Origin of the sequence: Bacillus sp. PK3_68 (genome assembly GCF_003600835.1) — a bacterium.
Lineage (GTDB): Bacteria > Bacillota > Bacilli > Bacillales > Domibacillaceae > Pseudobacillus.
Map to the genome: position 1 here is coordinate 3,571,254 of NZ_NQYC01000001.1, position 26,444 is coordinate 3,597,697.

The window sequence follows — 26,444 nt, forward strand, 5'->3', positions numbered from 1 at the left end:
TTTTTGAGCTCTTTGCTTTTTAGTCAATGAAGGTGACAGAACGTATGATCTGTATTAAGATAAAAGGATAAGCTATGCAGCTATAGGTAGAGTGTCTGGAACTTACTGGAGGGAAAGAATGTGTCTGTCCAATTTATAATTGGCCGGTCAGGTACCGGCAAAACGAGACGAATGCTTGAAACAATAAAAGATAGAGTGAAAGAACAACCGATTGGTGATCCTATTATTTATCTTGTGCCGGAACAAATGACTTTTTTATCAGAATACACATTAGCATCAGATCCGGAGCTTGGCGGGATCATTCGCGCTCAAGTTTACAGCTTTACGAGGCTTGCCTGGCGCGTGCTGCAGGAAACGGGAGGAATGAGCAGGCAGCATATTTCTTCTTCAGGTTTAAATATGCTCATTCGGAAAATTATTGAAGACAAAAAAGAGGAGTTAAAGATATTTGCTGGGGCAGCTGGAAAAAATGGGTTTATCAGCCATGTGGAGAACATGCTCACGGAGTTTAAACGCTACTGTGTGACACCGGAGGAATTAGCCGAGAAGCAGGAAGAGCTTGAGAGAAGCGGAGGAGCAAAAGCGCTAACCGATAAGCTTCATGATTTGCAGACAATCTACAGTGATTTTGAAGAAGCGCTAATTGGCAAATATGTAGACTCGGAAGATTATTTACGCTTGCTTGGGGAAGCTGCAACTGTCTCTGACTATGTAAAAAAGGCAGAAATATATGTGGACGGCTTTCATAGCTTTACTCCGCAGGAATATGCCGTATTACAGCAGCTAATGAAGCAGGCAAAAAAGGTAACTATTGCGTTAACAGTGGATGCTCCGTTTCGATCGGCGCCGCCAGAGGATACACATTTATTCCGCCTGACTGGTGATACATATGCCAGCGTGTATGAATTGGCAGTGACAAACGGCATTAAAGTGGAGAAAGATATTATTTTAAAAGAAGGAGAACGGTATAAGGAGGAGAGCTTGAAACACTTGGAAGCCTACTTTGACCGTCGTCCGCCTGTTCCATTTAGACCATCTGATAATCTCTGTCTAATTAAGGCGGCAAGCAGAAGAGCAGAGGTGGAAGGAATAGCAAGAGAAATTCGCAAGCTTGCTCGTGAAGAAGGGGTGAGGTTCAAGCGAATGGCTGTCCTTGTTCGTAACGGCAAAGACTATCAGCAGCTGATAGAAACCGTGTTTCGAGATTATGAGATTCCATTTTTCATTGATCAGAAGCGTCCAATGATGAACCATCCCCTCATTGAACTGATCCGTGCCACTGTGGAGACAATCAACAGCAATTGGCGGTATGAGTCTGTGTTCCGCGTAGTAAAAACGGATTTACTGTTCCCGAAAGATGAAAATTGGCAGGTGCTTCGCGAAAAGGCGGACCATCTTGAGAACTACGTACTTGCTTACGGAATCAAAGGAGAGCGCTGGGCAGAGAAGGAAAATTGGGGTTATCGCCGATTCAGAGGGCTTGAACAGATAAATAAGGTGCAAACGGATGAAGAAAGAGAAACAGAAGCTGAGTTAAATGAAGTAAGACGACTTATTGCCGATCCCATTTCTCGTTTGTCCCGCAGGCTTAAGAAAGCGAAGACAGGTAGAGAATACGGGGAGGCGCTTTATCTGTATTTGGAAGAGCTCTATATCCCTGAGAAACTCGAAACGTTTAGTTTGGAAGCAGAAGAAGGGGGCGACCTCGTTACAGCGAGAGAACATAACCAGGCTTGGAACGCAGTCATGGAAATGATTGATCAATATGTAGAGGTACTTGGCGAGGAAGAAATGACGTTGAAAAAGTTTTCTGCCATTATCGATGCGGGGCTAGAAGCAATGGAATTTGCCATCGTACCACCGGCTGCGGATCAAGTGACAGTAGCGAATCTAGAGCTTTCCCGTCTTAGTGATGTAGAGGCGGCTTTTATTCTCGGCGTAAATGATGGTGTGTTGCCAGCAAGACAAATGGAAAGCGGGATTTTAGCAGATGAAGACCGGGAGCGCCTGCTTGCAGATGGAATGAAGCTTGCGCTCAGCAGCAGGCAAAGAATGCTTGATGAAGAGTTTACAGCTTACCGTGCATTTACTGTTTCAGCTAACCGTCTTTATATTTCTTACCCAATTGCAGATGATGAAGGGAAAACACTGCTGCCGTCCTTTTATATTAAAAGAATAAAAGAGTTATTCCCGACAATGAAGGAACGGCTGTTTGTTAATGAACCGTCTGAACTGAGCGAAGCGGAACAGCTGCAATACGTCTGCCATCCTGATCCTACACTGTCTTATTTAGCTTCCCGTCTGCAATTGAAACGTCTTCATTATCCAATGTATGACTTTTGGTGGGATGTGTATAACTTTTACATTGATCACCCCGGGCAGAAGGAAAAAGCGAAGCGGGTGCTGTCCAGCTTATTTTATAAAAATGATACAGAGCCGCTCGAAGAGACAACCAGCACAGAGTTGTATGGGGAAGAAATACTGGCCAGTGTGACAAGAATGGAAATGTTTAATAGCTGTCCATTCTCTCATTTTGCCCAGCACGGACTAAAGCTTAGAGACCGGGAGATTTTCCGGCTGCAGGCACCGGATATCGGCAATTTGTTCCATGGAGCGTTAAAGTGGATTGCTGATGAAGTGGAAAGACGGGGGTTAAAATGGTCTCAGCTGTCAAAAGAACAGTGCCGGAAGTTAGCCGGCGAAGCGGTAAAACAGCTGGCCCCACAATTGCAGAACCAAATTTTATTGAGCTCTAACCGTCACCTTTATTTAACCCGGAAGCTGGAACAAATTATTTGGAGGGCGTCTTATGCGCTGAGTGGACACGCAAAAGCGAGCGGATTCTCTCCTGTCGGTCTTGAACTTGGATTTGGCCCTGGAGAAAAGCTGCCGCCACTCGCATTCACGTTGAAAAATGGCACAAGAATGGCGCTCGCCGGACGTATTGACCGGGTTGACCAGGCCAAAGGCGAGGATGGCATTTACTTAAGAGTCATCGATTATAAGTCAAGCGGACGCGATTTGGATCTAACGGAGGTCTACTACGGAATTGCCCTGCAGATGCTGACGTATTTGGATATTATTTGGACGTATTCTCCACAGCTTGTTGGGACTGAAGCCCATCCGGCAGGAGTGCTGTATTTTCATGTGCATAATCCTTTCATTAGCAGTAAGAAGCTGCTGACTCTGGATGAAATTGAGCGTGAATTATTTAAGAGATTTAAAATGAATGGGCTGATTCTTGGAGAAGATGAGGCGCTCCAGCTTATGGATGCTGATTTAGGTGAAGGGGCATCTCCGATTATTCCCGTTGCTTTCACGAAAACAGGCAAGCTCGATAAAAGATTTTCAAAAACCGCTGATAGGAAAGCATTCGATGGCATGAGGCAGCACGTGCGTCAACTATATCAGCAATCAGGGGATGAGATCGTCAGTGGAGAAGTGAGTATTGCCCCTTATCAATATAAAGAGAATACGCCATGTGGTTTCTGTTCATACCGTCCAGTTTGCCAATTCGATGAGGCGCTTGAAGAGAACAATTACCGGCTTATTCTACCTAAGAAAGATATTCTCGAAGATTTAAAGAAAGGAGGCCAATAAAGTATGAGTGAACTAATCATACCTGATAAGCCGACAGATGTTTCGTGGACGGATGACCAGTGGAAAGCTATTACAGCAAAGGGGCGGGATATCCTTGTTGCTGCCGCAGCCGGCTCCGGAAAGACCGCTGTTCTGGTGGAACGGATCATTCGGAAAATTACTGACCGGGAAGCACCAGTGAATATTGATGAACTGCTTATTGTGACTTTTACGAATGCAGCAGCTGCTGAAATGCGCCATCGGATCGGCACTGCATTGGAAGCGGAAATGGAAAAAGATCCGTCATCGAATCACCTGCGCCGACAGCTGACGTTGCTGAATAAAGCGCCGATATCCACCCTTCACTCCTTTTGTCTGGAAGTCATTCGTAAGTATTATTACTTAATTGATATTGATCCTGCTTTTAGAATTGCTGATGAAGGAGAACTGACACTCCTTCGTGACGAAGTGCTGGATGACTTTATGGAAGAGGAATACGGGAAAGAAGACAATGAAGACTTTTACCGGCTCGTTGACTCTTTCTCCAGTGATCGTAGCGACGAAGAACTTCAAAGAATGATTCAAACGCTATATGACTTTTCTCAGTCGCACCCACGTCCGGATGAATGGCTTAATGGACTTTCACAAATGTACGATGTAAGTGGCGAAGCCAAAGCGATTGATGACCTTCCGTTTATTCATACGTTAAAGTTCTATATAGGCCTCCAGCTTGAAGCGGCAGAGGAGATGCTGACAGAATGTCTTGAAATGGCTCAAATGCCGGGAGGTCCCGCTCCGCGAGAAGAAATGTTTATGAACGAGCGAGAGATGGTCCGCCGACTCCGCCAAGCGCTACCTTCCTGGCAAGAGCTTTATGAGGAGATGCAGGCAGTTACATTCAAGACGATAAAGAGTTATAAGGGAGAAGAGTATGACGAGGAGCTGAAAGAACAGTCGAAGCATTTGCGAACAGAAGCAAAAAAGATTGTTGAAAAGCTGCAGGAGGAATATTTTTCGCATCAGCCGGAAAGCTATGTAAGCAACATGCAGGAAATGAAGGGAATTATTGCGGCGCTTGCTCATCTTATCCAGCGGTTTGCCGATAAATTTCAGGCAGTCAAGCTGGAAAAAGGCATCGTTGATTTTAGCGATCTTGAACATTTTACGCTCGCTATTTTGACGGGAGAGAACGGAGGGCCTTCTGAAGCGGCCCATGCTTATCAACAGCAGTTTAAAGAAATTTTCCTCGATGAATATCAGGATTTTAATATCGTCCAAGAGTCAATTGTCCAGCTGCTCAAAACAGGCGGAGAAGAAAACGGCAACGTCTTCATGGTAGGAGATGTCAAGCAGAGCATTTACCGCTTCCGTCAGGCGGAGCCGAATTTATTTTTAAGCAAATATCGGCGGTTTTCAACTGACGGGAAAGACAGCGGACTGCGCATCGATTTAGCACAAAATTTTCGCAGCCGTGCAGAAGTGCTGTCAGGAACGAATTTTTTATTTAAGCAGATCATGGATGTGAAAATCGGTGAAATTGAGTATGATCGTCAGGCTGAATTGGTGAAAGGAGCCGCTTATCCGGAGGAAAGGCCATTTCCAGTGGAAGTAACCATTATTGATCAAGAGGCGAAGGGGTATTCAGAAGATCCGGAGATGAAAGATGCAGCGCAGTCTGAGTTGGAAGCAAGATGGATAGTAGGGAAGATTAAGGAACTCATTGAATCAAGGCATCCTGTCTACGATCCGAAAACAGAAAGTGAGCGGCCGATAGAATATCGTGACATTGTTATTCTGCTACGCTCTATGACGTGGGCCGGGGCCATTAAGGAGGAATTTAAGCGCGCAGGCATTCCCCTTCATGCCAAAGTTTCAGGTGGTTATTTTCAAACTATGGAAATTACTGTTATGATCTCTTTGCTGAAGGTAATTGATAACCCTTACCAGGATATTCCTCTTGCCTCCGTCTTGCGCTCTCCGGTTGTAGGCTGTACGGAGAATGATCTAGCAGTGATCCGGCTTGCGTCCAAATCCGGTTCTTATTACGAAGCGGTAAAATCATTTGTCTCCAGTCGGCCTGAACCGCATGATGGAGAATTGCATGAGAAGGTAAGTAAATTCCTTGAAAAGCTGTCAGGCTGGCGCTCGCTTGGTCGTCATGGCGCTTTGTCTGCCCTCGTATGGCAGCTGTATCATGATACTCACTTTTACGACTTTGTCGGCGGTATGCCGGGAGGGAAGCAAAGACAGGCCAATTTACATGCTTTATATGACCGTGTGCGCCAATATGAAGACACTTCCTTCCGTGGGTTATTTCGTTTTCTGCGCTTCGTAGAACGAATGCAGGAACGAGGAGAAGATTTAGGGGAACCGGGTGCTTTAAGTGAACAGGAAGATGTTGTCCGCCTGATGACGATCCATGCATCCAAAGGATTGGAATTCCCGGTTGTTTTCGTTGCCGGCCTGAACAGGCCATTTAACACGATGGACTTATCTAAAAGCTATTTGCTAGATAAAGAGCTCGGCATCGGTACAAAATATGTGCATGCAGAAAAGCGGATCAGCTATCCTTCGTTGCCGCAGCTTGCCTTAAAGCGAAAAAAACGATTTGAATTGCTTGCTGAAGAAATGCGGGTATTGTATGTTGCGTTAACGAGAGCGAAAGAAAAGCTCTTCCTGCTTGGTTCTGTAAAGAGTGCTTCCAAAGAGATGGATAAATGGGAAAGGGCAGCAAAGAACCCAGAATGGATTTTAAGCAATGCATCAAGAGTTTCAGCTAAATCTTACTTAGATTGGATCGGCCCATCGCTCGTCCGCCATCTTGATTATACTGGAACAGCGCAAAGCCGCTCGGTAATATTTGATAATGATTCATCTAAATGGACCATTCAAACAGTTGGCGCTGAGACACTTCAGCCGATGGGATTTGAAGAGGCAGAAGAGAGCGGGGGCTTGCTTGAAAAGGTTCAAAACTACAAGCATGTGCCTATTTCATCATTGTTTAAGGATGAAATAGAAGCGCGGATGAATTGGGCATATAAGTATGAGCCAGCCACCCATTTGCGCTCAAAGCAGTCTGTCTCTGATTTAAAGCGCATGAATGAAATTTTTAATGAGGGAGCGAGCAACGATCTTGCCCGCCATTATCAACGGCCGATTTTCCGGCGGCCGGCATTTATGCAGAAAAAGACGATTACGGCAGCCGAAGCGGGAACGGCGCTTCATACGGTCATGCAGCATGTCTCTCTTGGTAAAGAGCCAGAGCTTGCAGAAGTTGAACAGCTGTTGAAAACACTCATTTCCCGGGAATTACTGACAGATGAACAAGCCGCAGCTGTCGATCCAGAAAAGATTGTTTTCTTTTTTCAAACTGACATTGGACAAAAATTGTTACAGGCCGAAGAAGTCTATAGAGAGACACCGTTCAATATGGGAATAGGAGCCAATGAGATCTATTCTGACTGGAATGGCTCTGACGAAGCCGTTTTGGTTCAAGGTGTAATTGACTGCTTATTTGAAAAAGACGGGGAATTGTATCTGCTCGATTATAAAACAGATCAAATCGCCGGATGCTTTTCGGGAGGATTTGAACAAGCCCGTGCGGTTCTGGAGAAACGCTACCGTGTGCAAATTCAGTTATATGCTCAGGCTATTGAACAAATCTGGAAGCGAAAAGTAGATCATAAGCTGCTCTTCTTCTTCGATGGAGGCCACTTGTTGTCAATAGATTGATGGGTTGATTGAAGCTGTCCTAAAGCTAATAGGCTTGGGGCAGCTTTTTTATGAGGGAGAGTTAAAGAGAAACTATCTTCTCCTGTTTGTTTCATTTTAATGATATGATGAAAACGATAATGGAAAGAGGAAAGGGGAAAGGCGAGTGTGCAGTTAACTCCATTGAAACACGAAGAGCGGATCACCACATTAGACAGTTTGCGTGGTTTGGCACTCTTGGGGATTTTTTTAGTTAATATGATTTCTTTTCATTCACCTTATTTTTACTATGATCCTTTCGAATGGTGGAAGGAACCGGAAAACTTTTGGCATTACCGTTGGATTGATATTTTTGTGCAGGCAAGTTTTTATCCGCTGTTTGCAATGATGTTTGGTTTCGGGACGGCTATGCAAAGGGAGAATGCTATGGAAAGAGGCCAGTCATTTGTGCCGGCAGGTATCCGTCGTTTTTCTTTTCTATTAGTCATTGGAATGATCCATGCTTTTCTAATTTGGCCAGGTGACATATTAATAAATTACGCTGTTTTTGGACTTTTTCTGTTGCTGTTTTTACGGCTTTCTGGAAAAATATTAATTATCATAGGTAGCATATTGCTCTTACTACCGAACGTATTTCTTAGCATGTTGCTCGTTCTTGCGTCAGTAGTGGACCCAACGAGTGCTGTGCACTGGACAGATATAGCAAGCATTGAGAATTCGATTGCTGCTTACGGCAGCGGCACCTTTGCTGAAATCACGCAACAGCGGGCGGCAGACTGGCTTATGGGAAATGAACCAGCTACTTTCTGGGTACAGCTGATCACCATCTTCCCACACTTTCTGATCGGGGCAGGCGCTCAAAAACTAAGGGTCTTTACAAAAGGACAGGCACGTCCTAAAGTTGCTTTTACTGCTTTTATTACTTTTTTTGTAGCAGGAATTACTTTAAAAGCACTGCCTTATATGATTGATTCTAATCTTGCTTATGTGTATATTCAGGATTCGATTGGGGGACCGCTTCTCGCTGTCAGTTATGCAGCACTTGTAATAGGAATCAGTTCCATGGATAAGGCAAGTAGGCTTTTGAAGCCATTGGCGGCGGCCGGTAGAATGTCATTAACTAATTATTTGCTGCAATCGGTAATCGGCACGCTGATTTTCTATCATTACGGGATGGGCCTATATGGACAAATACAGCTTTCAACTGGTGTTTGGATAGCGATTGCTATCTTTGCCGGTCAAGTAATCTTTTCTGAGTTTTGGCTGTCCAAGTTTAAGAGGGGCCCGATGGAAACCTTGTGGAGGAAATTTACTTATGGGTCCCAAAGAGAAGAAAAAAAGATGATCACTAAAGGGGGATAAAGTGATGAAATTGGTCAGTTATCGTGTTAATCAAAGGGAAACATATGGCGTTTATGTGGAGAAAGAACGGACAATTTGGAATTTGCAGGCGTTAGAAGAAAGTGCAACGGGGGAGAGAACGCTTCCTGATACACTGCTTGAAGCGATTGCCTCAGCTGCGGATCTTACAGAACGAGTAAAGCAGTGGATGGAAGCGGCCGGAGAAGGAGAAGAGAAAGCGGCAGCTGTTTCTGTAAAAGGGGTGGAATGGCTCGCTCCAATCCCGCGCCCATCAAAGAACATTATGTGTATTGGAAAAAATTATCGTGATCATGCCATTGAAATGGGTGGCGAAGAAAGTATTCCAACAGAACTCATGGTATTTACGAAAGCACCAACTGCTGTGATTGCAGCCAATGAGTCAATTCCGGCTTATGAGGAATTGTCCAATGCGCTTGACTATGAAGGAGAGCTTGGAGTGATCATTGGCAAAAAAGGCAAGAGCATTGCAAAAGAGGATGCACTTGACTATATTTTTGGCTATACGATTATTAATGATGTGACAGCGCGTGATCTCCAAAAGCGGCACAAGCAATTTTTCCTCGGAAAAAGCTTAGATGGCACTTGCCCAATGGGACCGTGGATTGTGACGAAAGACGAAGTTGAAGATCCACACAACTTGGATATAGAAACGAAAGTGAACGGAGAAGTTCGTCAGCAATCGAACACGAAGCACTTTATCTTCCCGATTGATGACATTATTTCCACGTTATCAAAAGGCATGACCCTCGAGCCCGGAGATGTGATTGCTACAGGTACACCGGCAGGAGTAGGACAGGGGATGAATCCTCCAGGTCTTTTGAAGTCAGGGGATACGATTGAAATTAATATTGAACAAATTGGTACATTATTAAACAAAGTCCAATAATCTTAGCACAATATTTCCTTCTCTTCTGCCAAAATGATACTATTAGAAAAGAAAAGCAGAAAGGAGGGGGCTGACATGGAAAGCTTATTTTTTAACAGTACCCATTTACATATTACAACTTGGGTGATCGCGATTATTTTATTTTTTATCGCTGTTAGCAGATATTCCACGGGTGCTCATATGGCATTAAGATTGTTTTATGTATTGGTATTAATAACTGGTTTTCTGCTCTTTATTAGACACCATGGCATTAATGACATGCTCTATGGCATGAAAATGCTCGCTGGTATCCTGACAATCGGACTAATGGAAATGGTGCTTGTCCGCAAGAAAAAAGGAAAAGACACGAGCAAGGTATTGATCGGTGCAATTGTTTTGCTGATTATTACTCTTTACTTAGGGTTTAAATTGCCGATGGGCTTGAATTTCTTTGCCTAATATTAAGAAAGCTGTACCTGTTATTTCAGCAGGTACAGCCTTTTTTTGTTCAAGATATTGCAGGCTGAGCAGAGCTGCTCATAAAAAAGTATTTCTTTTATCGTTCCAGGAATGCCTGCTCATACGGCTGTTATTTTTATCTAAATATAAGAGTCTATTTACTTTAATGGAATTAATTATATAATAGAGTTGGAATGAAAAAACACGATCCGGTTGGTAGTCCGGATGCAGCAGTCCTTGCTGTAAGTAACCTTCCCCTCCTCGGGATGTCCGTCGTTCTAATTACTTTTAGAGGAGGGACCTATTATGAAACTAACCATTTCTTATAATGGTCAATTTTATGTAGGGATCATTGAAGTGGTATCTCAAAACACCCTTAAAGCTTATCGTTATATCTTTGGCGCAGAACCGAAAGAGCAAGAAATAATGGATTTTGTTAACAAGGATTTGCTAAGGTTCATTGAGAGGCACGATCAAAAGGGAATAACCATTCAACAGGATGCGCCAAGAAAAGTAAATCCGAAAAGGCTTCAGAGAATGGTCGCAAAGGAAATGAAACAGTCGGGGATTTCTACGAAAGCCCAGGAAGCCATTAAAGAAGAATATGCCCAGCGCAAGAAAGAAAAATCGGGTAAAACAAAACAAATTAAAGATGAGCTCAAGCAGTTTAAAAGAGACCTGAAAATCCAAAAGGCTAAAAATAAACACAAGGGGAAATAAGGTACACTTTAAATAACTGGCTGTTGAACAGCCAGTTATTTTTTCTTATATGCTTTAATTAAACGGGTGTAATAGAAGAGCACAGGTCTGGTATTAGAAGATAGACTCTATGGGGGAAGACTGCCTCTTAAACTGAATAACAGATAAAACCTTTTTAGGAACTGTCTGTTTTCTCGCTGATTTATTGTAGATTTGTTGAACTTTCTTTTTTGCGTTTGACGGCTGTCCCGGAAAAGCGTAATCTTAAAAGCGGTACGATCATTTATCGGAGGGGGAAGCGGAAGTGAAAAAGAAATTATTTTCGCTCGTCTTATTGCCGTTTCTTCTTTTATACGCCTTTCCTGTTAGCGCTGTAGAAAAAGAAGAACGAACGTGGCAAGATGAAACAATGTATTATATAATGACCGATCGCTTTCATAACGGTGATAGCAAAAATGATAAAGAGATTAATAATCATGATCTGCGTGCTTATCAAGGTGGAGATTTCGCCGGTGCAGCTGATAAGCTAGATTATCTGAAGGATATGGGCTTTACTTCTATTATTCTTAGCCCGGTCTTTGAGAATGCCAAGGGTGGATATCATGGTTACTGGATTACCGATTTTTATAAACCGAATCAGCAGTTTGGTTCCATAAAGGAATTGAATCATCTCATTAAAGAAGCCCACGACCGTGACATGAAAGTTATTGTCGATTTCCCTGTTACGAAAGTGAGTCCATCTCATCCGTGGACGAAGGAATCAGCCAAGGCGGATTGGTTTGTAACGAAAAGCGGTAAGACAGAGGAAGAATGGCTTGGACAAATGGCTGTATTAAATCTTGAAAATAAGGCAGTCAAGCAAGAGCTGGTCAAAGCCGGTAAATGGTGGATGAAGGAAGCAAAGGTAGACGGTTACTACATAAGTGATTCTGCTGATGCGCCTCTTTCTTTCTTGTCCGATTTTTCTGCCGAATTGAAGCAGCAAAAGAAAAACTTCTTTTTACTTGGCGGAAACAACGAAAAGACAGATATCAAACGTTTTGAACAATCAGGGCTCGATAGTGTAATGAATACGAATCTTGCTGCCCAGCTTCAAGAGCAATTTAAAAACATCAAGCAGCCGTCTGACAAAAGTGCGGCACTTGTCAAGGAGGCAGCGGGGGAGAAAGCCTTACTATCGGCGAACTATTTAGATTCCAACAAGACGGCGCGCTTTACCAAGAAGACAGTAGAGGAAAATATGTTTCCAGGTACACGTTGGATGCTGGCTTTAACCTATTTGTATACGATGCCAGGAGTACCGGTTGTCTATTACGGGTCGGAAGTAGCGCTTAACGGTGAAGAAGGACCAACAAGCCATCGCCTGCTTGGTTTTAAAGAAGATCAGGAGCTCGTTGATTACATAAAAAAAATCGGCGGATTGCGCCAGGAACTTCCAGCATTAACCCGCGGCTCTTATGAACCGATTTATGACAAGAATGGAATGACAGTGTTTAAGCGTCAATACAAAGATGAAACGTTAATCGTCGCTATCAATAATTCAAATAAAACTCAAAAGGTTACCATTCCTGCTGAGGAACTCGACCGCAACAAAGAATTGCGAGGGTTGCTTGAAGGGGGACTGGCCCGTCCAGAAGAAGAGAAGTTTTCGCTTATCCTTGATAGAGAGAAAGCGGAAGTTTATGCACTTACTGAAAAAGCCGGAGTGAATAAATTATTTATCACAGCTCTTGCTGCAGTTTATGTTATTTTTATGGTCTTTCTCTATCTTGTATGGAAACGGGGAAGAGCATCCCGGAAACAGGATTAAGGCAATTCTTAATAAAGAAGGACTGCCAAAAAGCTGATCATTGCTGGCTTTTTGTGCAGTCCTTTTTTGTATTATCCGTTTACAATAGTACCACCATTTACGTGGATCATTTGTCCGGAAATATAACTTGAATCATTGCTTGCTAAAAAGACATAAGCAGGTGCCAGTTCAACCGGCTGACCAGCACGGCCGAACGGTGTATCAGCACCGAACTTTTCTACTTTTTCAGCTGAAAAGGTAGAAGGAATCAATGGTGTCCAAATAGGACCAGGGGCTACGCCATTTACGCGGATGCCGTCTTTAGCAAGAGAGCCGGCAAGAGAACGAGTAAATGAGACAATGGCTCCTTTGGTCGCCGAATAATCAATTAATGACGGATTTCCTTTGTATGCTGTAATAGAAGCTGTATTAATAATACTAGCTCCTTTTTTTAAATGAGGAAGAGCAGCTTTTGTCATATAAAAATAGCCGAAAATGTTCGTGCGGAATGTTCTTTCCAGCTGCTCTGCTGTAATATCAAGCAAGCTTTCCTGTGGATGCTGCTCACCGGCATTGTTGACGAGAATATCGAGCTTGCCAAAGGCATCTAACGTTTTTTGGACGGCTTCTTTACAAAAATCCTCAGAGCCGATATCCCCTGAAATAAGCAAACACTGCTGGCCTTCTTCTTCAACCAGTTTCTTCGTTTCTTCTGCATCTTCGTGATTCTCTAAATAAACGATAGCAACGTCTGCACCTTCTCGGGCAAAATAAACAGCTGCTGCCCGGCCAATCCCGCTATCAGCTCCGGTCAGCAACGCCTTTTTGCCTTCAAGTTTTCCACTGCCTTTATAGCTGCTGTCTATATGATCAGGTTTCGGATGCATTAACTCTGTTTTTCCCGAATGAACGTCCTGATGCTGTTTCGGAAAGGTTTTCTTTTGTTCTTGTTGACTCATCCAATCACTCCTTGTACAAATTCTATATCCAATGTATCTTTACCCAGAGTGTGGAGGTTTAATCATAAAAAAACCGGTTGGGTATCCCCAACCGATCAAAATGAACATTAACGGAAATTCACGAATTGTACGTCTACAGCCAAATCTGCTTCACGGACCATAGACATGATTTTTTGTAGGTCGTCTTTGTTTTTTCCGGTGACACGCAACTGGTCTCCTTGAATTTGTGATTTTACTTTTAACCCGCTGTCTTTAATCAAGGAATTAATTTTCTTTGCTGTCTCTTTATCAATTCCCTGTACGAGTTTGGCACGCTGGCGAACAGTGCCGCCTGATGCACCTTCTATTTTTCCATAATCAAGGTTTTTTACAGGTACAGACCGCTTAATCAATTTGCTGAGCAAAACATCTTTCAATTGATCAAGCTTGAACTCGTCATCTGAAGTGAGAACAATTTCTTCATTATCGAGGGAAAGATCACTTTTGCTCCCTTTAAAATCATAACGGGTTTGGATTTCTTTCAATGCTTGAGTGATCGCATTTGACACCTCTGAAAAGTCTACCTTTGAAACAATATCAAATGAATTTTCTTTAGACATATCTTTTCCGCCTTTCTATTGTTATCTTTATGAGGATGGTGTTTTATTTAAGAAAAACAAGGCAATTGTTCCGGGTCCTGCATGGGAAGCGATTGCTGAACCAATAATATGGGTAAAAATCTCTTGACAGTGAAAACGCTCGTTAATCATTGATTTAAGCAGTTCTGCTGCCTCGGGATCATCACCATGGCTAATAGCAATCCGTTGTTTGTTAAGATCTTCGCCGCGCTGTTCCATAATATTGAGCATGCGATTAAACGCCTTTTTGCGGCCGCGGATTTTTTCGATAGGTACAAGCTTGCCTTCTTCCACATGTAGAATCGGCTTAATATTTAATAGCCCGCCAATCCAAGCAGCTCCGTTGGAGAGCCTGCCGCCTTTGGCAAGGTGACCAAGATCCTCAACGGTGAAAATATGCTCCATGTGTTGGCAATGGAATTCAATATCCGATATGATTTTTTCTTTCGGCCACCCTTTTTGCAGACAATCGGCTGCCTGCATGATGATTAATCCATAGCCTAAGGAAGCAGCCTTTGTATCAATGATGGTTAAGTCAAGGTCAGCATATTTTTCTTTTACTTGATCGCGAACCATCACAGCAGTTTGATATGTACCGGAGAGGGCAGAAGAGAAGGCAGGATAAATACCGGGCTCTCCACTTTCGGCAAGTTCCGTAAATAATTTTTCAAGCAAAAGTGGGGAGATTTGGGACGTTTTTGGCATTTCACCTTGGCGAATAGCCTGGTATACTTCTTTGGGATCGATGCCTTTTATATCTTCATAATCTTCACCGTACAAATGAACATGAAGCGGAATGAGTGTGACCTGATGTTTTTCGAAAAAATGGAGCGGCAGATCACAGCCTGAATCAGCGAATAGCTTCATTTGTTGAATACCCCCTTTATCTGTAATAATTGTAAAGGCTTCATCGAAAAATAACAATTAAATTTAATCTGAACTGCCTGGCAGTAGAACAAGGAGGAGAGAAATTGGTAAAAGAATCAGTTTGGAGTTTATCAAAGAAAGTCATTATCGTCATTATTGGGGCGTTTTTAAACGCGCTTTCCATGAATCTTTTCTTAATCCCAGCTAATGTGTATGCAAGTGGATTTCAAGGCGTGGCTCAGCTGCTGTCAAACATTTTTACTTCTTTTACACCGATTAATGTATCTGTAGGATTTTTACTCATCTTATTAAATATTCCGGTAGCGATTCTTGGCTGGATGAAAGTAGGAAAGACGTTTACCATTTTTAGTTTTTTGTCCGTTGTTGTTTCTACCATTTTCCTTGAACTCATCCCTGTAAAAGCTGTGTCACAAGACATTATTTTAAATGCAGTTTTCGGTGGAGTCATTGGAGCAACCGGTGTTGGCTTAACGCTAAAGTGGGGGGCATCAACTGGCGGTCTTGATATCGTTGCCATGATTCTTTCAAGGATGAAGGACCGGCCAATCGGAAACTATTTTCTCGTCATGAATGGGATTATTATCTTGCTCGCAGGTTTAATCTTTGGCTGGGAAAAAGCCCTCTATACATTGGTAGCGTTATACGTTTCCACACGTGTAGTCGATGCGATCCATACCCGTCACGCTAAATTAACTGCTATGATTATTACTGATAAATCCGAAGAGGTCAAGAAGGCGATCCATGCCAAACTTGTGCGGGGGATCACCGCCCTGCCGGCAAAGGGAGCTTTTTCAGGCAAGGAACGTGAAATGCTGATGATTGTTATTACGAGATACGAGCTTTACGATTTGGAACGAATCATAAAAGAAGTAGATCCGAATGCTTTTACCAATATTGTAGAAACAGCAGGCATTTTTGGTTTCTTCAGAAAGGATTAAAAAAGAGCCGGCTTGTACGCAAGCATAGCGTGCAACCCGGCTTTCTTTAAATCGCAGATTTTTTATCTATGGCGAGATTTAATTTGGATTCTAAGAAGGCAGCCACCCCATCTTCTTCGTTCGTTAATGTGACCTCATTGGCGATATTTTTTAGTTCATTAATAGCATTGCCCATAGCCACTCCAGTTCCGGCATATTCAATCATTTCCAAATCGTTGTCCTCATCGCCAAAAGCAATAATCCGCTCCCTAGGGATGTTCAAATCAGCTGCGGCCCGTTGAATGCCGACTGCTTTATTTAGTCCTAATTTAACAAGTTCAATCACATGCCACGGGGCAGTCCAGCGTCTATGGTGAATGACTTCTGCATGAACCTCGCTTAGGTGATCACGAATGAGCGGAGCTGTTTTTTCAGTGGCGTGGATCAGCATGCAGGTAGGGTCATCATTAAGCATCCGACGCAAATCGCCGCTAGTAATAGCCGGATCTCCTAAATTAAACAGATTAATCAGCCGTTCATCATGATAGTGAAAGTACAAATCATCCTGCACTTCCGCAATAATATTATGGAAATCAAAGTCATGGCAGGCTTCCACAATTTCAGAAGCTGTTTTCAAGTCCATTGGTTCATGGTAGATTCCCCAGCTATTATTTCTAGGATGATGGACGAAAGCCCCATTAAAATTCACGATGGGTGTTACAAGACCTAGCTCATTGTAATAAAGGCCGCTGGAGCGATAAGGACGACCAGTAGCAATCATTACTTCATGTCCTTGCTCCATTGCTTTTTTTAGCACTTCTTTTGTACGGGAGGAGATTTGTTTATCATCCGTAAGCAGTGTTCCATCTAAATCGACGACAATTAAATGTTTTTCAGCCATTGACCCGCAGACACTCCCTTTCATGGTTTCTCTTCCTTAAGTGTACGCTTAATTTAATACTTATGTCCAATGAAGCATAGATATTTACATGAAATTTACCTGTTTGTTGGAAAATAAGCATGGAAGGTGCTAATTTGTCCACTGCTTTGTTATGATAGGGATAAGCCAAAGCTTGAAGGAGGAAAAAAGCATGGATCAGGATTTAAAGGAAAATATTTTAGGGGCGCTAGAGCAAGTCGTTGACCCGGAGCTTGGTATTGACATCGTTAACCTTGGGTTGGTATATGATGTTGATATGGATGAGGCAGGAAAAACAAAAGTAACGATGACATTAACATCAATGGGCTGTCCGCTTGCTGGCATTATCGTTGACCAAGTGAAAGCTGCACTCGCAGATATTCCCGAGGTAAAAGAGGTAGAAGTTGATATCGTTTGGAATCCACCATGGTCACGGGATATGATGTCACGCTATGCTAAAATTGCTCTTGGTATTCAATAATAAAGTAAGAAAGAAAAAGCACTCGCTTGATCAAGCGGGTGCTTTTTCTATTTTCCTATTAAGAAACCTGAGATTAGGTGTTAGAAGGCGGGCTGTGTTCGGATTAGAATCAATGTCTTGAATTAGAGAAACAGCAGTACGAGTGGGCCAACGATAAAGCAGTAGATGGCAAAGTATTTCAAGTTTCCTTGCGCCATAATGTTCATAAACCATTTTAATGAGAAATAAGACATGACAAACGAGCCAATAAAAGCCACTGTGTAGGGAATAGCCAACTGATGCAAGTTAGGGTCTTGCAGAATATCTGAAAAGCTTAAAATCATGCCGCCGACACTGACAGGAATAAACAGAAGGAAAGAGAAACGAAGAGCTGTTTCCTGCTTCATGCCAAGTCCCATAGCAGCAACAATGGTTGCTCCAGAACGGCTGATTCCAGGGATAAGAGCCACTGCCTGGGCACAGCCGATAATCACGGCATCTCTTACTCTCATATCGCCGTCATTTTTGCGTCCTCTTAAATTACGAATCGTCCAGAGAGCGATTCCTGTGATGATAAGCGTAATAGCTACCGTACGTACGGACGACAACTTGTCTTCAATAAAATCGCCGAATACAATACCGATTATACCGGCGGGAATAGTGGCGATAAGCAAGTATACGATAAACATAAACTCGGAGCGATCCTCCGGATTACGGTCTTTTATGTAATGAAATCCGTTAGAAGCGAGCCGTATAATGTCTGAGCGATAGACAGCCAACACAGCAAGCAGTGACGCCGAGTTAACGAGCAGTTCAAAAGACAGCCCTTTAATTTCGATGCCAAAAAAGTGCTTGGCCAATTGAAGATGCCCGCTTGAAGAGATCGGAATCGGTTCAGTAAAGCCTTGAAACAAACCCAAAAACAAATATTTTAGTAGCAAATAAGTGTTTTCCAATACAGCCTCCTCCATTTAATTCTTTTTACTTTTATAATGTAGCATGGTTGGGAAAGAAAGTATAAAGATATTCTTTATATATGATTCGTTTGTGGACAATATTTCCTTTACTGGCTTTATGCTTTACTTTTTACATTGTAAAGCCATATAATTTAGAAAAGGTCAAAAAAGGTCAAAAGAGGTGGAAAGCGATTTGGACATTGAAAGAATGACATTGTCAGTACAAGAAGCACTAGCTCAGGCTCAAAAGGCAGCTGAGAAAAATAAGCATACGGAAATCGATCTTGCCCATTTTCTACTGGCGCTTATTGATCGGCCGGACAGCTTGATGTCCCGGATTATTGAACGGTCGGGTAGTGATGATGCAAGATGGCGGGCATTTCTCCAGGAGGAGCTTTCAAAGCAGCCATCGATTGCTGGCACTGATGTGAAGTATGGAGCCTACCTTTCGACCGCCCTTCAGTCTGTTTTAAATGAAGCAGAACGGCTGAAGGAAAAGTGGGAAGATGAGTACCTTTCTGTTGAACATATTGTTTCTGTTCTTGCCGATGCAGCTGATTATGCGACAAAAAGTTTTCTACAAAAAGAACAGCTGACAAAAGGGAAGATCAATAAGGCCATTAAAGAGATAAGGGGGAATCAAAAAGTGACATCACAGCAGCCAGAAGCAGGCTATGAAGCGTTAAAGAAATATGGACGTGATTTAGTGGAGGAAGTCCGCTCAGGAAAGATGGACCCAGTGATTGGACGTGACAACGAAATTCGTCACGTTATCCGGATCCTTTCCCGAAAAACAAAGAACAACCCAGTGCTGATTGGTGAACCGGGAGTGGGAAAGACCGCTATTGTTGAAGGATTGGCACAAAGAATTGTTCGCAAGGACGTACCGGAAGGACTAAAAGATAAAACGATTTTTGCTCTTGATATGAGTGCCCTTATCGCGGGAGCAAAATTTCGCGGAGAATTTGAAGAAAGACTAAAGGCAGTTTTAAATGAAGTAAAGAAGAGTGAAGGACGGATTCTGCTGTTTATTGATGAACTGCATACGATTGTTGGAGCTGGAAAAACTGAGGGGGCTATGGATGCCGGTAATATGTTAAAGCCGATGCTTGCACGTGGAGAGCTGCATTGTATTGGGGCGACAACGCTTGAAGAGCATAGGAAGTATATTGAGAAAGATCCGGCATTAGAGCGTCGGTTTCAACAAGTACTTGTTCAGGAGCCGACACCGGAAGACACGATTTCAATTTTACGGGGCTTAAAGGAACGGTTTGAAATCCATCATGGAGTAAAGATTCATGACCGGGCGCTCGTTGCTGCTGCTGTCCTATCTAACAGGTATATTACCGATCGTTTTTTACCTGACAAAGCGATTGATTTAGTTGACGAGGCCTGTGCTACGATCCGTACAGAAATTGACTCGATGCCGAGTGAACTGGATGAAGTGACTCGCCGTGTTATGCAGTTGGAGATTGAAGAAGCAGCATTACAAAAAGAGACGGATGTATCAAGCAAAGAAAGGCTTGAGCAACTGCAGGAAGAGCTCGCTAATTTAAAGGAAAAAGCGAATGAAATGAGGGCGCGCTGGGAGTCAGAAAAGGAAGCCATTGGCCGAGTACAGGAAAAGCGGGAGCAGCTTGAAAAGTTGAGAAGAGAGCTGGAGGATGCGGAAAGCCGCTATGATTTGAACAAAGCTGCAGAGCTGCGCCACGGTAAAATTCCAGCTGTTGAGAAAGAGCTTGTCCATTTGGAAGAGGAAATGGAAAGAGCCAATCAAAATGATAACCGTTTGTTGCGTGAAGAAGTGACCGAAGAAGAGATTGCTGATATTGTCGCCCGCTGGACGGGTATTCCTGTAACAAAGCTTGTGGAAGGAGAACGGGAAAAACTGTTGCGCTTAGAGAGTATTATGCACGAGCGGGTTGTTGGGCAAGACGAGGCGGTTCAGTTAGTGAGCGACGCTGTACTCCGTGCACGTGCAGGAATTAAAGATCCGAATCGGCCCATTGGTTCATTTATTTTCTTAGGGCCAACTGGTGTTGGTAAAACAGAGCTGGCCAAAACGCTCGCTAATACATTGTTTGATAGTGAAGAGCAAATGATTCGTATCGATATGTCGGAATATATGGAAAAACACGCGGTCTCCCGCTTGATCGGTGCACCTCCCGGATATGTCGGTTTTGAAGAAGGAGGACAGCTGACAGAAGCATTGCGCAGAAAGCCGTATTCCGTTGTACTGCTTGATGAAATTGAAAAAGCGCATCCAGAAGTGTTTAATATCTTACTGCAAATGCTTGATGACGGACGAATAACTGATTCGCAGGGCCGAACTGTCGATTGTAAAAATACAGTGGTTATCATGACATCTAACATCGGCTCTGACTATTTGCTTGATCGCAAAGAAAATGAAGACGAAATCCAGGAAGAAACGAAAGAGAAAGTCATGCGGCAGCTGCGGAACCATTTCCGTCCTGAGTTTTTAAATCGCGTAGATGACATTGTTCTCTTTAAACCGTTAAGCTTGGAAAATATTAAAGGCATCGCCGAGCGGATGGTTAATGATTTAAAGAAGCGGCTTGAAGATCAGCAAATCAATCTGAAGCTTACAGAAGAAGCGAAAGAATTTATCGCGAAAGAGGGGTTTGATCCGGTATATGGGGCGCGGCCATTGAAACGTTTTATCCAGCACCAAATTGAAACGAAGCTTGCCCGGGCGATTATTTCCGGATTGATCCTTCCTCACAGTGAAGCGATTGTTGATGTGGAGAACGGAGAGCTAATTATCAGGTAAACGGAAAGCAGCTATTTTATAACAGCAACAAACCTCCGCGCTTCAAAAGATAAGCATTTTTAGTCAGCCTGGTGCTATAGGCGAAGCTCGGCTATAAAAACAAAAACGGCTGCTTGGGGCAGCCGTTTTTGTAATTTAATGCTGTTCAGCATGATCGTCTGTAATTAATGTAGAAAGAACAAACAGGATAATTGTTGCGATAATAGAGAGCATCAAGCCTGTCATGAAGCTGAATTCAGCGCCGTTCATTGAGCTGACAACGTATGTTAACATCTCTGTCAATAAGAAAGTCCAGAAGAAAGTCATAATGAATTGCATGAAATATCCCTCCTTCAAAAGAAGATATGTATATAAGCCAACATTAATCATAGCACAGTAGAGATACAGTTTGAAATGAATTTTTGTCAGTATTTTTAACATTTTTATTTATCTTATTCGAAAAAACTTTTTCTTCTTAATAAATACGGTTAAGATAAAGGAAGGTGGGTGTTGGTATATAAAAGGAGAAAGAAAATGTTCAACAAAAGATTACTAGCTATACTAGGGATTTGTTTCATGATGGTTCTTGCAGGCTGTTCAGGAAAACAAGAATCGAAAAAGCTGGAGAAAGTCGGTCTGCTCGTTCCTGATACAATTAACGATCAAGTATGGGGAACAAATGGATATAAAGGCATGTTAAAAATTCAGAATGCCTATGGAACGGATATTTTCTACAAGGAAAATATTAATTCCCAAGCATTAGTAGAACGAGCTGTAGAGGAGTTTTCACATAAAGGTGTAGATATTGTATTTGGTCACGGCAATGAATACGCCGATTATTTCAATAAGCTAGCCCCAGATTATCCCGATATACATTTTGTCAGCTTTAATGGCAATGCGGATGAAAAAAATACGACAAGCTTAAAATTTGAAGCACATGCAATGGGATTCTTTGGGGGGATGACAGCAGCCCATTATTCAAAAACAGGAACGATCGGGATCTTAGCAACACACAAATGGCAGCCGGAAGTCAAAGGATTTGTAGAAGGAGCGAAATTCGAACGCAACGATATTCGTGTGGCAACAGAATATGTAGAGAACTGGGATGATAGAGAGAAGGCGCTGCAACTGCTTGACAAAATAATTGCTGAGGACGCCGATGTTGTCTATCCAGCTGGGGATGGCTATAATGTACCTGTTATCGACAAATTAAAGGCAAATGGCTTGCATGCTATCGGTTATGTATCCGATCAGTCGGATCTTGGCAAAGACACGGTTTTGACAAGTACAGTACAACACGTAGACCAGCTGTATGTACTCGTTGCCGACCAATTTGTGAAAGGAAAATTGAAATCTGGTAATCTTCATTTTGACTTTGCAGATGGAGTTATTTCTTTAAGCCCTTTCAGTCCGGAAGTGGACAAAGTCTTTCAAAAGAAAATAAATGCGGATATTAACCGATATATCAAAACAGGCAAATTGCCAAATAAATAATCGGAGGAATAAAGATGAACGAGAATAAAAATATGGAATTTATGCAAATTGCTATGAAGTACTTACCGGAGGCACAAGAAAAATTAAAAGAATCAGGAATAGATTTCTCTATGGATTTAATAGAACCATTCATGGGGATGTTTCTTAACGTCATGAATGAAGCATACGAGTTAGGTAAAAAAGAAGCACAGCAAGAGAATAATTAATCAAAAAGAGACGGCCCCGCGATTCATCGATGATCGTGGGGCCGTCTCTTTTCTGTTGACTTGTTAAAGGTGGATGCTTTTTCATCTGTTGGTTGTAGCGGAGCTCAACAATCAAGTACAACAGTGACTTCTATGATGTAAGAATAAGCAACATGCGACAAGATTCATCTATTGCAAAATGAGCCCTTTTTAAGTAAAATTAGTACCAAGTCTTAATATTTGATTATATGCTAATAGAGCAGTTGAAAGAAGGGGTCCTGATGAACGCAGGAATTATTGGAATGGGCCAATTTGTGCCTGAAAAAGAATTAACAAACTTTGACTTGGAAAAGATGATGGATACATCAGATGAGTGGATAAGAACAAGAACAGGAATCGAATCACGAAGAATTGCAGGGGACGAGACGGATACATCTGACATGGCCGTAAAAGCGGCGCAACAAGCTGTTGAAAATGCAGGGATTTCTCCTGAAGAGATCGATTTAATTATCGTGGCAACCGTCACTCCTGACTATCGCTTTCCTTCTGTAGCTACAATGATACAGCACCAAATCGGAGCTACAAAAGCTGCGGCTATGGACCTTAGTGCTGCATGTGCCGGCTTTATGTATGGAATTGTAACAGCAAAGCAGTTCATCGAAGCGAGTGATTATAAGCATGTTCTCGTTGTAGGTGTAGAAAAATTGACAAAAGCAGTGGATTGGTCTGACCGTAATACAGCTGTTTTATTCGGTGATGGGGCTGGAGCGGCTGTTGTTAGCCAAGTATCAGAAGGCCGCGGCATTTTAGCTTTTGAGCTCGGAGCGGACGGTTCAGGACTAAAGCATTTGTATCAAAAAGATTATATCAAAATGAATGGCCGCGAAGTATTTAAGTTTGCTGTGCGCCAAATGGGAGAATCTTGTGTGAATGTGTTGGAAAAAGCGGGCCTTCAAAAGGAAGATGTCGATTTTTTGCTTCCTCATCAGGCAAATATCCGCATTATGGAAGCAGCACGTCAGCGGCTTGATCTGCCAAAAGAAAAAATGTCGGTTACTATTAATAAATATGGAAACACATCGTCTGCTTCCATCCCGCTCACTTTAATCGAAGAACTACAGGCAGGAAAAATTAAAGACGATGATCTATTAATCATGGTTGGATTCGGCGGCGGACTCACTTGGGGTGCAATTGCTATGAGATGGGGACGCTAATCTTATATAGTAATTGAATAAGTAGTACGAAGGAGTGGAAAGAGTGGAAAAACGAAGAGTAGTTATTACCGGGCTTGGAATTATCTCGCCTGTTGGAAATACAGTAGAAGAAGCATGGGCTAATATTTTAAGTGGAGTCAGCGGAGTTAAACCGTTAACTCGAGTAAATCCAGATGATTATCCGGTAAAGGTAGCTGCAGAGGTTACCGATTTTAATCCAGAAGACTTTATGGATAAAAGAGATGCCCGCAAAATGGACCGTTTTACACAATATGCGGTCGCTGCAGCAAAGATGGCTGTGAAAAATGCAGATTTAACCATTGATGAATCCAATGCAGATCGCATCGGTGTTTGGGTAGGTTCAGGGATTGGCGGCATGGAAACATTCGAAAATCAATTTAAAACGTTTCTCGACCGCGGCTATCGACGCGTCAGCCCGTTCTTTGTGCCGATGATGATTCCCGATATGGCAGCGGGACAAGTATCCATTTTCTTAGGCGCTAAAGGAGTGAATTCCTGTACAGTAACTGCTTGTGCGACTGGCACGAACTCTATTGGCGACGCTTTTAAAGTGATTCAGCGTGGAGATGCAGATGCGATGATTACTGGAGGAAGCGAAGCGCCAATTACGCAAATGTCCGTAGCGGGATTCTGTGCGAACACCGCTCTATCAACGAACCCCGATCCAAAAACAGCAAGCCGTCCATTTGATGCAAACCGTGATGGCTTTGTTATGGGAGAAGGAGCGGGCATCGTTGTGTTAGAAGAACTTGAACACGCTAAGAAGCGAGGCGCTCATATTTACGCAGAAATTGTCGGGTATGGCTCTACAGGAGACGCCCATCATATCACTGCTCCAGCACCAGATGGTGAAGGTGGAGCAAGAGCGATGCAAATCGCGATTGAAGATGGAGGCATTAATCCTGAAGAAGTAGATTACATTAATGCTCACGGAACGAGCACGCCGTATAACGATGAATTTGAAACGGCAGCGGTTAAAACAGTGTTCGGAGAGCATGCTTACAATTTAGCCATTAGCTCAACGAAATCCATGACAGGCCACCTACTAGGAGCGGCCGGAGGAGTAGAAGCGATCTTTACGGCTTTAGCAATTAAGAACAATATGTTACCACCAACGATTAATTATGAAACACCAGATCCGAAATGCGATTTAGATTACGTGACGAACGTATCGCGCAAAAAAGAAATTGATGTTGCACTCAGCAACTCCCTTGGCTTTGGCGGTCACAACGCGACCATTGCTTTACGTAAATACAAACCAGAATAAACGATCGATGCCGAAGATGAATAAAAGCTCCGCTTTTATTCATCTTTTTTATTTTCCACGCGTTCAAAACAGCAGCCGACTGCCTGCAAAAGTTGTAAAGGGATCGGTCTATCCCTGTTTTTTTGGCATTTTTTTTATTGAAGGACATACATATATAGGACAAGCTGCTGCAGCCTGATCAATTGATAAAGGAAGAGGAAGATGGCCCTACGCCTAGTTGCCTTTTTAACCGGATTTGGCTTATCCATTCTCGGTGGAGTAAGCTGCATCATGTACTTAAATCTGCTGACAGCCGGGTTCACTGTGCAAGAGTATGTCCAATTTGTTTTCGAGCGGGTGGAATGTTACTTATTGGCAGCTGGTATTTTACTAATGACAGCTGCTCTCTACTTTCCAACGAGGCAATAAAGAAAAAATAGTCGTTCAAGGAATAATTTTACTTCGCTTTGCCCATACTTTAAGACAAATAGATGAAGAAGTGAGGAGGTTCATTATGTTATATCTTCATGATGTCTGGGTGAACTGGTTTGAGGGGGAGGAGAACGGGTACAATGTATGCCACTATCACGAATGGCGCAAAGAGGACGCTGTTGAGCTATTAGATCAGGTACCTTTGCTTTTAATCGACGAGAAATTATTTTATTATATTGAAAATCATTTAGCGGAATTGCCAAAACAACTCCTGGAGGATGTGCGTAAAAAAGCTTTCTTGAGAAGAAATCATGAAAGAATCCAGTTGGAGCATTGTTTTGTTGTTACGGATGGAAGAGGGATATTGGCTGTTGATACAATGGGATACACAATTCCCGTACGCAAAAGCCGCCTCGTCCCAAGACAGGAACAGTTAGCTTTCGAAATGTTTGAAGTGCATCCAATCACATCCTATGAGCTTGCATGGGAAATGGAAGAAAAAGAATATCATATTTTATCGCTTTCTCCTGAAAGCATGAAAGGTTTAACAAGAAAAGAAAGACAACTAAAACAACTATTGTTTATGGCACTTGATCAATTGTTTTCTTCAAAAAATTCAGCCGAGATTCGCTATTGGTACACAGAGTGGATGCCTGAGCGTTATGAGGATATCCAAACGATGAACGTGGAAGACATTAAAAGAATTTTTCTTGAAGAGACGATGGAAGGATGGACAAGCCGGCATGATCGTCTCTGTGAAAACCTCATAAAAGGACAGCCATTTTTTGAAAAGCTGTGGGAAACGGAACACACATCCAAAAATGAATCGATCAAATAAAAAGCTGAACCTCATCAGGTTCAGCTTTTTTATTGAATGGATG

The 26,444-nt window shown here is 42.7% G+C and carries 22 protein-coding genes; 16 read left to right on the plus strand and 6 right to left on the minus strand.

All coding sequences use genetic code 11. The features are described from left to right. Nucleotides 1–120: 120 nt before the first annotated feature. The 7 genes from addB (at nt 121) to CJ483_RS18060 (ending at nt 12,506) form a co-directional block, all read left to right on the plus strand. The gene (addB, locus tag CJ483_RS18030) at nt 121–3,600 is read left to right on the plus strand and encodes a helicase-exonuclease AddAB subunit AddB (protein ID WP_120036469.1); all 3,480 of its coding nucleotides are present in this window, start codon (nt 121–123) and stop codon (nt 3,598–3,600) included. Between the two features lie 3 nt (nt 3,601–3,603). Further along, complete coding sequence (gene addA, locus CJ483_RS18035; RefSeq protein ID WP_120036470.1) at nt 3,604–7,311, plus strand: helicase-exonuclease AddAB subunit AddA; 3,708 nt, start codon at nt 3,604–3,606, stop codon at nt 7,309–7,311. A 147-nt stretch (nt 7,312–7,458) separates the two neighbouring features. After that, on the plus strand, nt 7,459–8,652 hold the full coding sequence (locus CJ483_RS18040) for a DUF418 domain-containing protein (RefSeq protein WP_259455709.1): 1,194 nt from the start codon (nt 7,459–7,461) through the stop codon (nt 8,650–8,652). Between the two features lie 4 nt (nt 8,653–8,656). Further along, nucleotides 8,657–9,559: a fumarylacetoacetate hydrolase family protein gene (locus tag CJ483_RS18045; RefSeq protein ID WP_120036471.1), complete on the plus strand. Its 903-nt coding sequence runs from the start codon at nt 8,657–8,659 to the stop codon at nt 9,557–9,559. Nucleotides 9,560–9,634: 75 nt separating this feature from the next. Further along, complete coding sequence (locus CJ483_RS18050; RefSeq protein ID WP_120036472.1) at nt 9,635–9,997, plus strand: YisL family protein; 363 nt, start codon at nt 9,635–9,637, stop codon at nt 9,995–9,997. Nucleotides 9,998–10,303: 306 nt separating this feature from the next. Next, nucleotides 10,304–10,717: a YjdF family protein gene (locus CJ483_RS18055; RefSeq protein WP_120036473.1), complete on the plus strand. Its 414-nt coding sequence runs from the start codon at nt 10,304–10,306 to the stop codon at nt 10,715–10,717. Nucleotides 10,718–11,000: 283 nt separating this feature from the next. After that, nucleotides 11,001–12,506: an alpha-amylase family glycosyl hydrolase gene (locus tag CJ483_RS18060; RefSeq protein ID WP_120036474.1), complete on the plus strand. Its 1,506-nt coding sequence runs from the start codon at nt 11,001–11,003 to the stop codon at nt 12,504–12,506. 71 nt (nt 12,507–12,577) lie between these two features. On the opposite strand, the gene CJ483_RS18065 is transcribed toward CJ483_RS18060, so the two are convergent. From CJ483_RS18065 to CJ483_RS18075, 3 genes are all read right to left on the minus strand, one after another. Beyond that, entirely contained in the window at nt 12,578–13,444 is an 867-nt protein-coding gene (locus tag CJ483_RS18065) for an SDR family oxidoreductase (RefSeq protein WP_120036475.1), read from the minus strand. 107 nt (nt 13,445–13,551) lie between these two features. Beyond that, nucleotides 13,552–14,043, minus strand: a complete 492-nt coding sequence (locus tag CJ483_RS18070) for a YajQ family cyclic di-GMP-binding protein (protein ID WP_120036476.1) — start codon at nt 14,041–14,043, stop codon at nt 13,552–13,554. A 27-nt stretch (nt 14,044–14,070) separates the two neighbouring features. Next, entirely contained in the window at nt 14,071–14,928 is an 858-nt protein-coding gene (locus CJ483_RS18075; protein WP_120036477.1) for a DegV family protein, read from the minus strand. A 104-nt stretch (nt 14,929–15,032) separates the two neighbouring features. Between CJ483_RS18075 and CJ483_RS18080 the strand changes: the two genes are divergently transcribed. Continuing rightward, the gene (locus tag CJ483_RS18080; protein ID WP_259455710.1) at nt 15,033–15,887 is read left to right on the plus strand and encodes a YitT family protein; all 855 of its coding nucleotides are present in this window, start codon (nt 15,033–15,035) and stop codon (nt 15,885–15,887) included. Nucleotides 15,888–15,933: 46 nt separating this feature from the next. Here CJ483_RS18080 and CJ483_RS18085 read toward each other — a convergent pair whose 3' ends face one another. Beyond that, the gene (locus CJ483_RS18085) at nt 15,934–16,767 is read right to left on the minus strand and encodes a Cof-type HAD-IIB family hydrolase (protein ID WP_120038143.1); all 834 of its coding nucleotides are present in this window, start codon (nt 16,765–16,767) and stop codon (nt 15,934–15,936) included. A gap of 190 nt (nt 16,768–16,957) precedes the next feature. Between CJ483_RS18085 and CJ483_RS18090 the strand changes: the two genes are divergently transcribed. Beyond that, on the plus strand, nt 16,958–17,266 hold the full coding sequence (locus CJ483_RS18090) for a metal-sulfur cluster assembly factor (protein ID WP_049660688.1): 309 nt from the start codon (nt 16,958–16,960) through the stop codon (nt 17,264–17,266). Nucleotides 17,267–17,388: 122 nt separating this feature from the next. Here the strand turns inward: CJ483_RS18090 and CJ483_RS18095 are convergent, their stop codons facing one another. Then, a complete protein-coding gene (locus tag CJ483_RS18095; RefSeq protein WP_120036478.1) occupies nt 17,389–18,201 on the minus strand; it encodes an undecaprenyl-diphosphate phosphatase in 813 nt (270 codons plus the stop codon). 193 nt (nt 18,202–18,394) lie between these two features. On the opposite strand from CJ483_RS18095, the gene clpB reads away from it, so the two are divergent. After that, nucleotides 18,395–20,992 (plus strand): ATP-dependent chaperone ClpB, encoded by a 2,598-nt coding sequence (gene clpB / locus CJ483_RS18100; protein ID WP_120036479.1) that lies wholly within the window; start codon nt 18,395–18,397, stop codon nt 20,990–20,992. Nucleotides 20,993–21,127: 135 nt separating this feature from the next. Here clpB and CJ483_RS18105 read toward each other — a convergent pair whose 3' ends face one another. Next, nucleotides 21,128–21,310, minus strand: a complete 183-nt coding sequence (locus CJ483_RS18105; RefSeq protein WP_120036480.1) for a YjzD family protein — start codon at nt 21,308–21,310, stop codon at nt 21,128–21,130. 195 nt (nt 21,311–21,505) lie between these two features. On the opposite strand from CJ483_RS18105, the gene CJ483_RS18110 reads away from it, so the two are divergent. From CJ483_RS18110 to CJ483_RS18135, 6 genes are all read left to right on the plus strand, one after another. Beyond that, nucleotides 21,506–22,465 (plus strand): BMP family ABC transporter substrate-binding protein, encoded by a 960-nt coding sequence (locus tag CJ483_RS18110; RefSeq protein ID WP_120036481.1) that lies wholly within the window; start codon nt 21,506–21,508, stop codon nt 22,463–22,465. 14 nt (nt 22,466–22,479) lie between these two features. Next, nucleotides 22,480–22,671 (plus strand): ComZ family protein, encoded by a 192-nt coding sequence (locus tag CJ483_RS18115; protein WP_120036482.1) that lies wholly within the window; start codon nt 22,480–22,482, stop codon nt 22,669–22,671. Between the two features lie 260 nt (nt 22,672–22,931). After that, entirely contained in the window at nt 22,932–23,864 is a 933-nt protein-coding gene (locus CJ483_RS18120; protein WP_120036483.1) for a beta-ketoacyl-ACP synthase III, read from the plus strand. 43 nt (nt 23,865–23,907) lie between these two features. Further along, nucleotides 23,908–25,152 carry a beta-ketoacyl-ACP synthase II gene (gene fabF, locus CJ483_RS18125; RefSeq protein ID WP_120036484.1) on the plus strand — a complete coding sequence of 415 codons (1,245 nt, stop codon included), beginning with the start codon at nt 23,908–23,910 and terminating at the stop codon, nt 25,150–25,152. A 201-nt stretch (nt 25,153–25,353) separates the two neighbouring features. Then, complete coding sequence (locus CJ483_RS18130) at nt 25,354–25,560, plus strand: YuzI family membrane protein (protein WP_120036485.1); 207 nt, start codon at nt 25,354–25,356, stop codon at nt 25,558–25,560. Between the two features lie 85 nt (nt 25,561–25,645). Then, complete coding sequence (locus CJ483_RS18135; protein WP_120036486.1) at nt 25,646–26,401, plus strand: YjbA family protein; 756 nt, start codon at nt 25,646–25,648, stop codon at nt 26,399–26,401. Nucleotides 26,402–26,444: the final 43 nt, after the last annotated feature.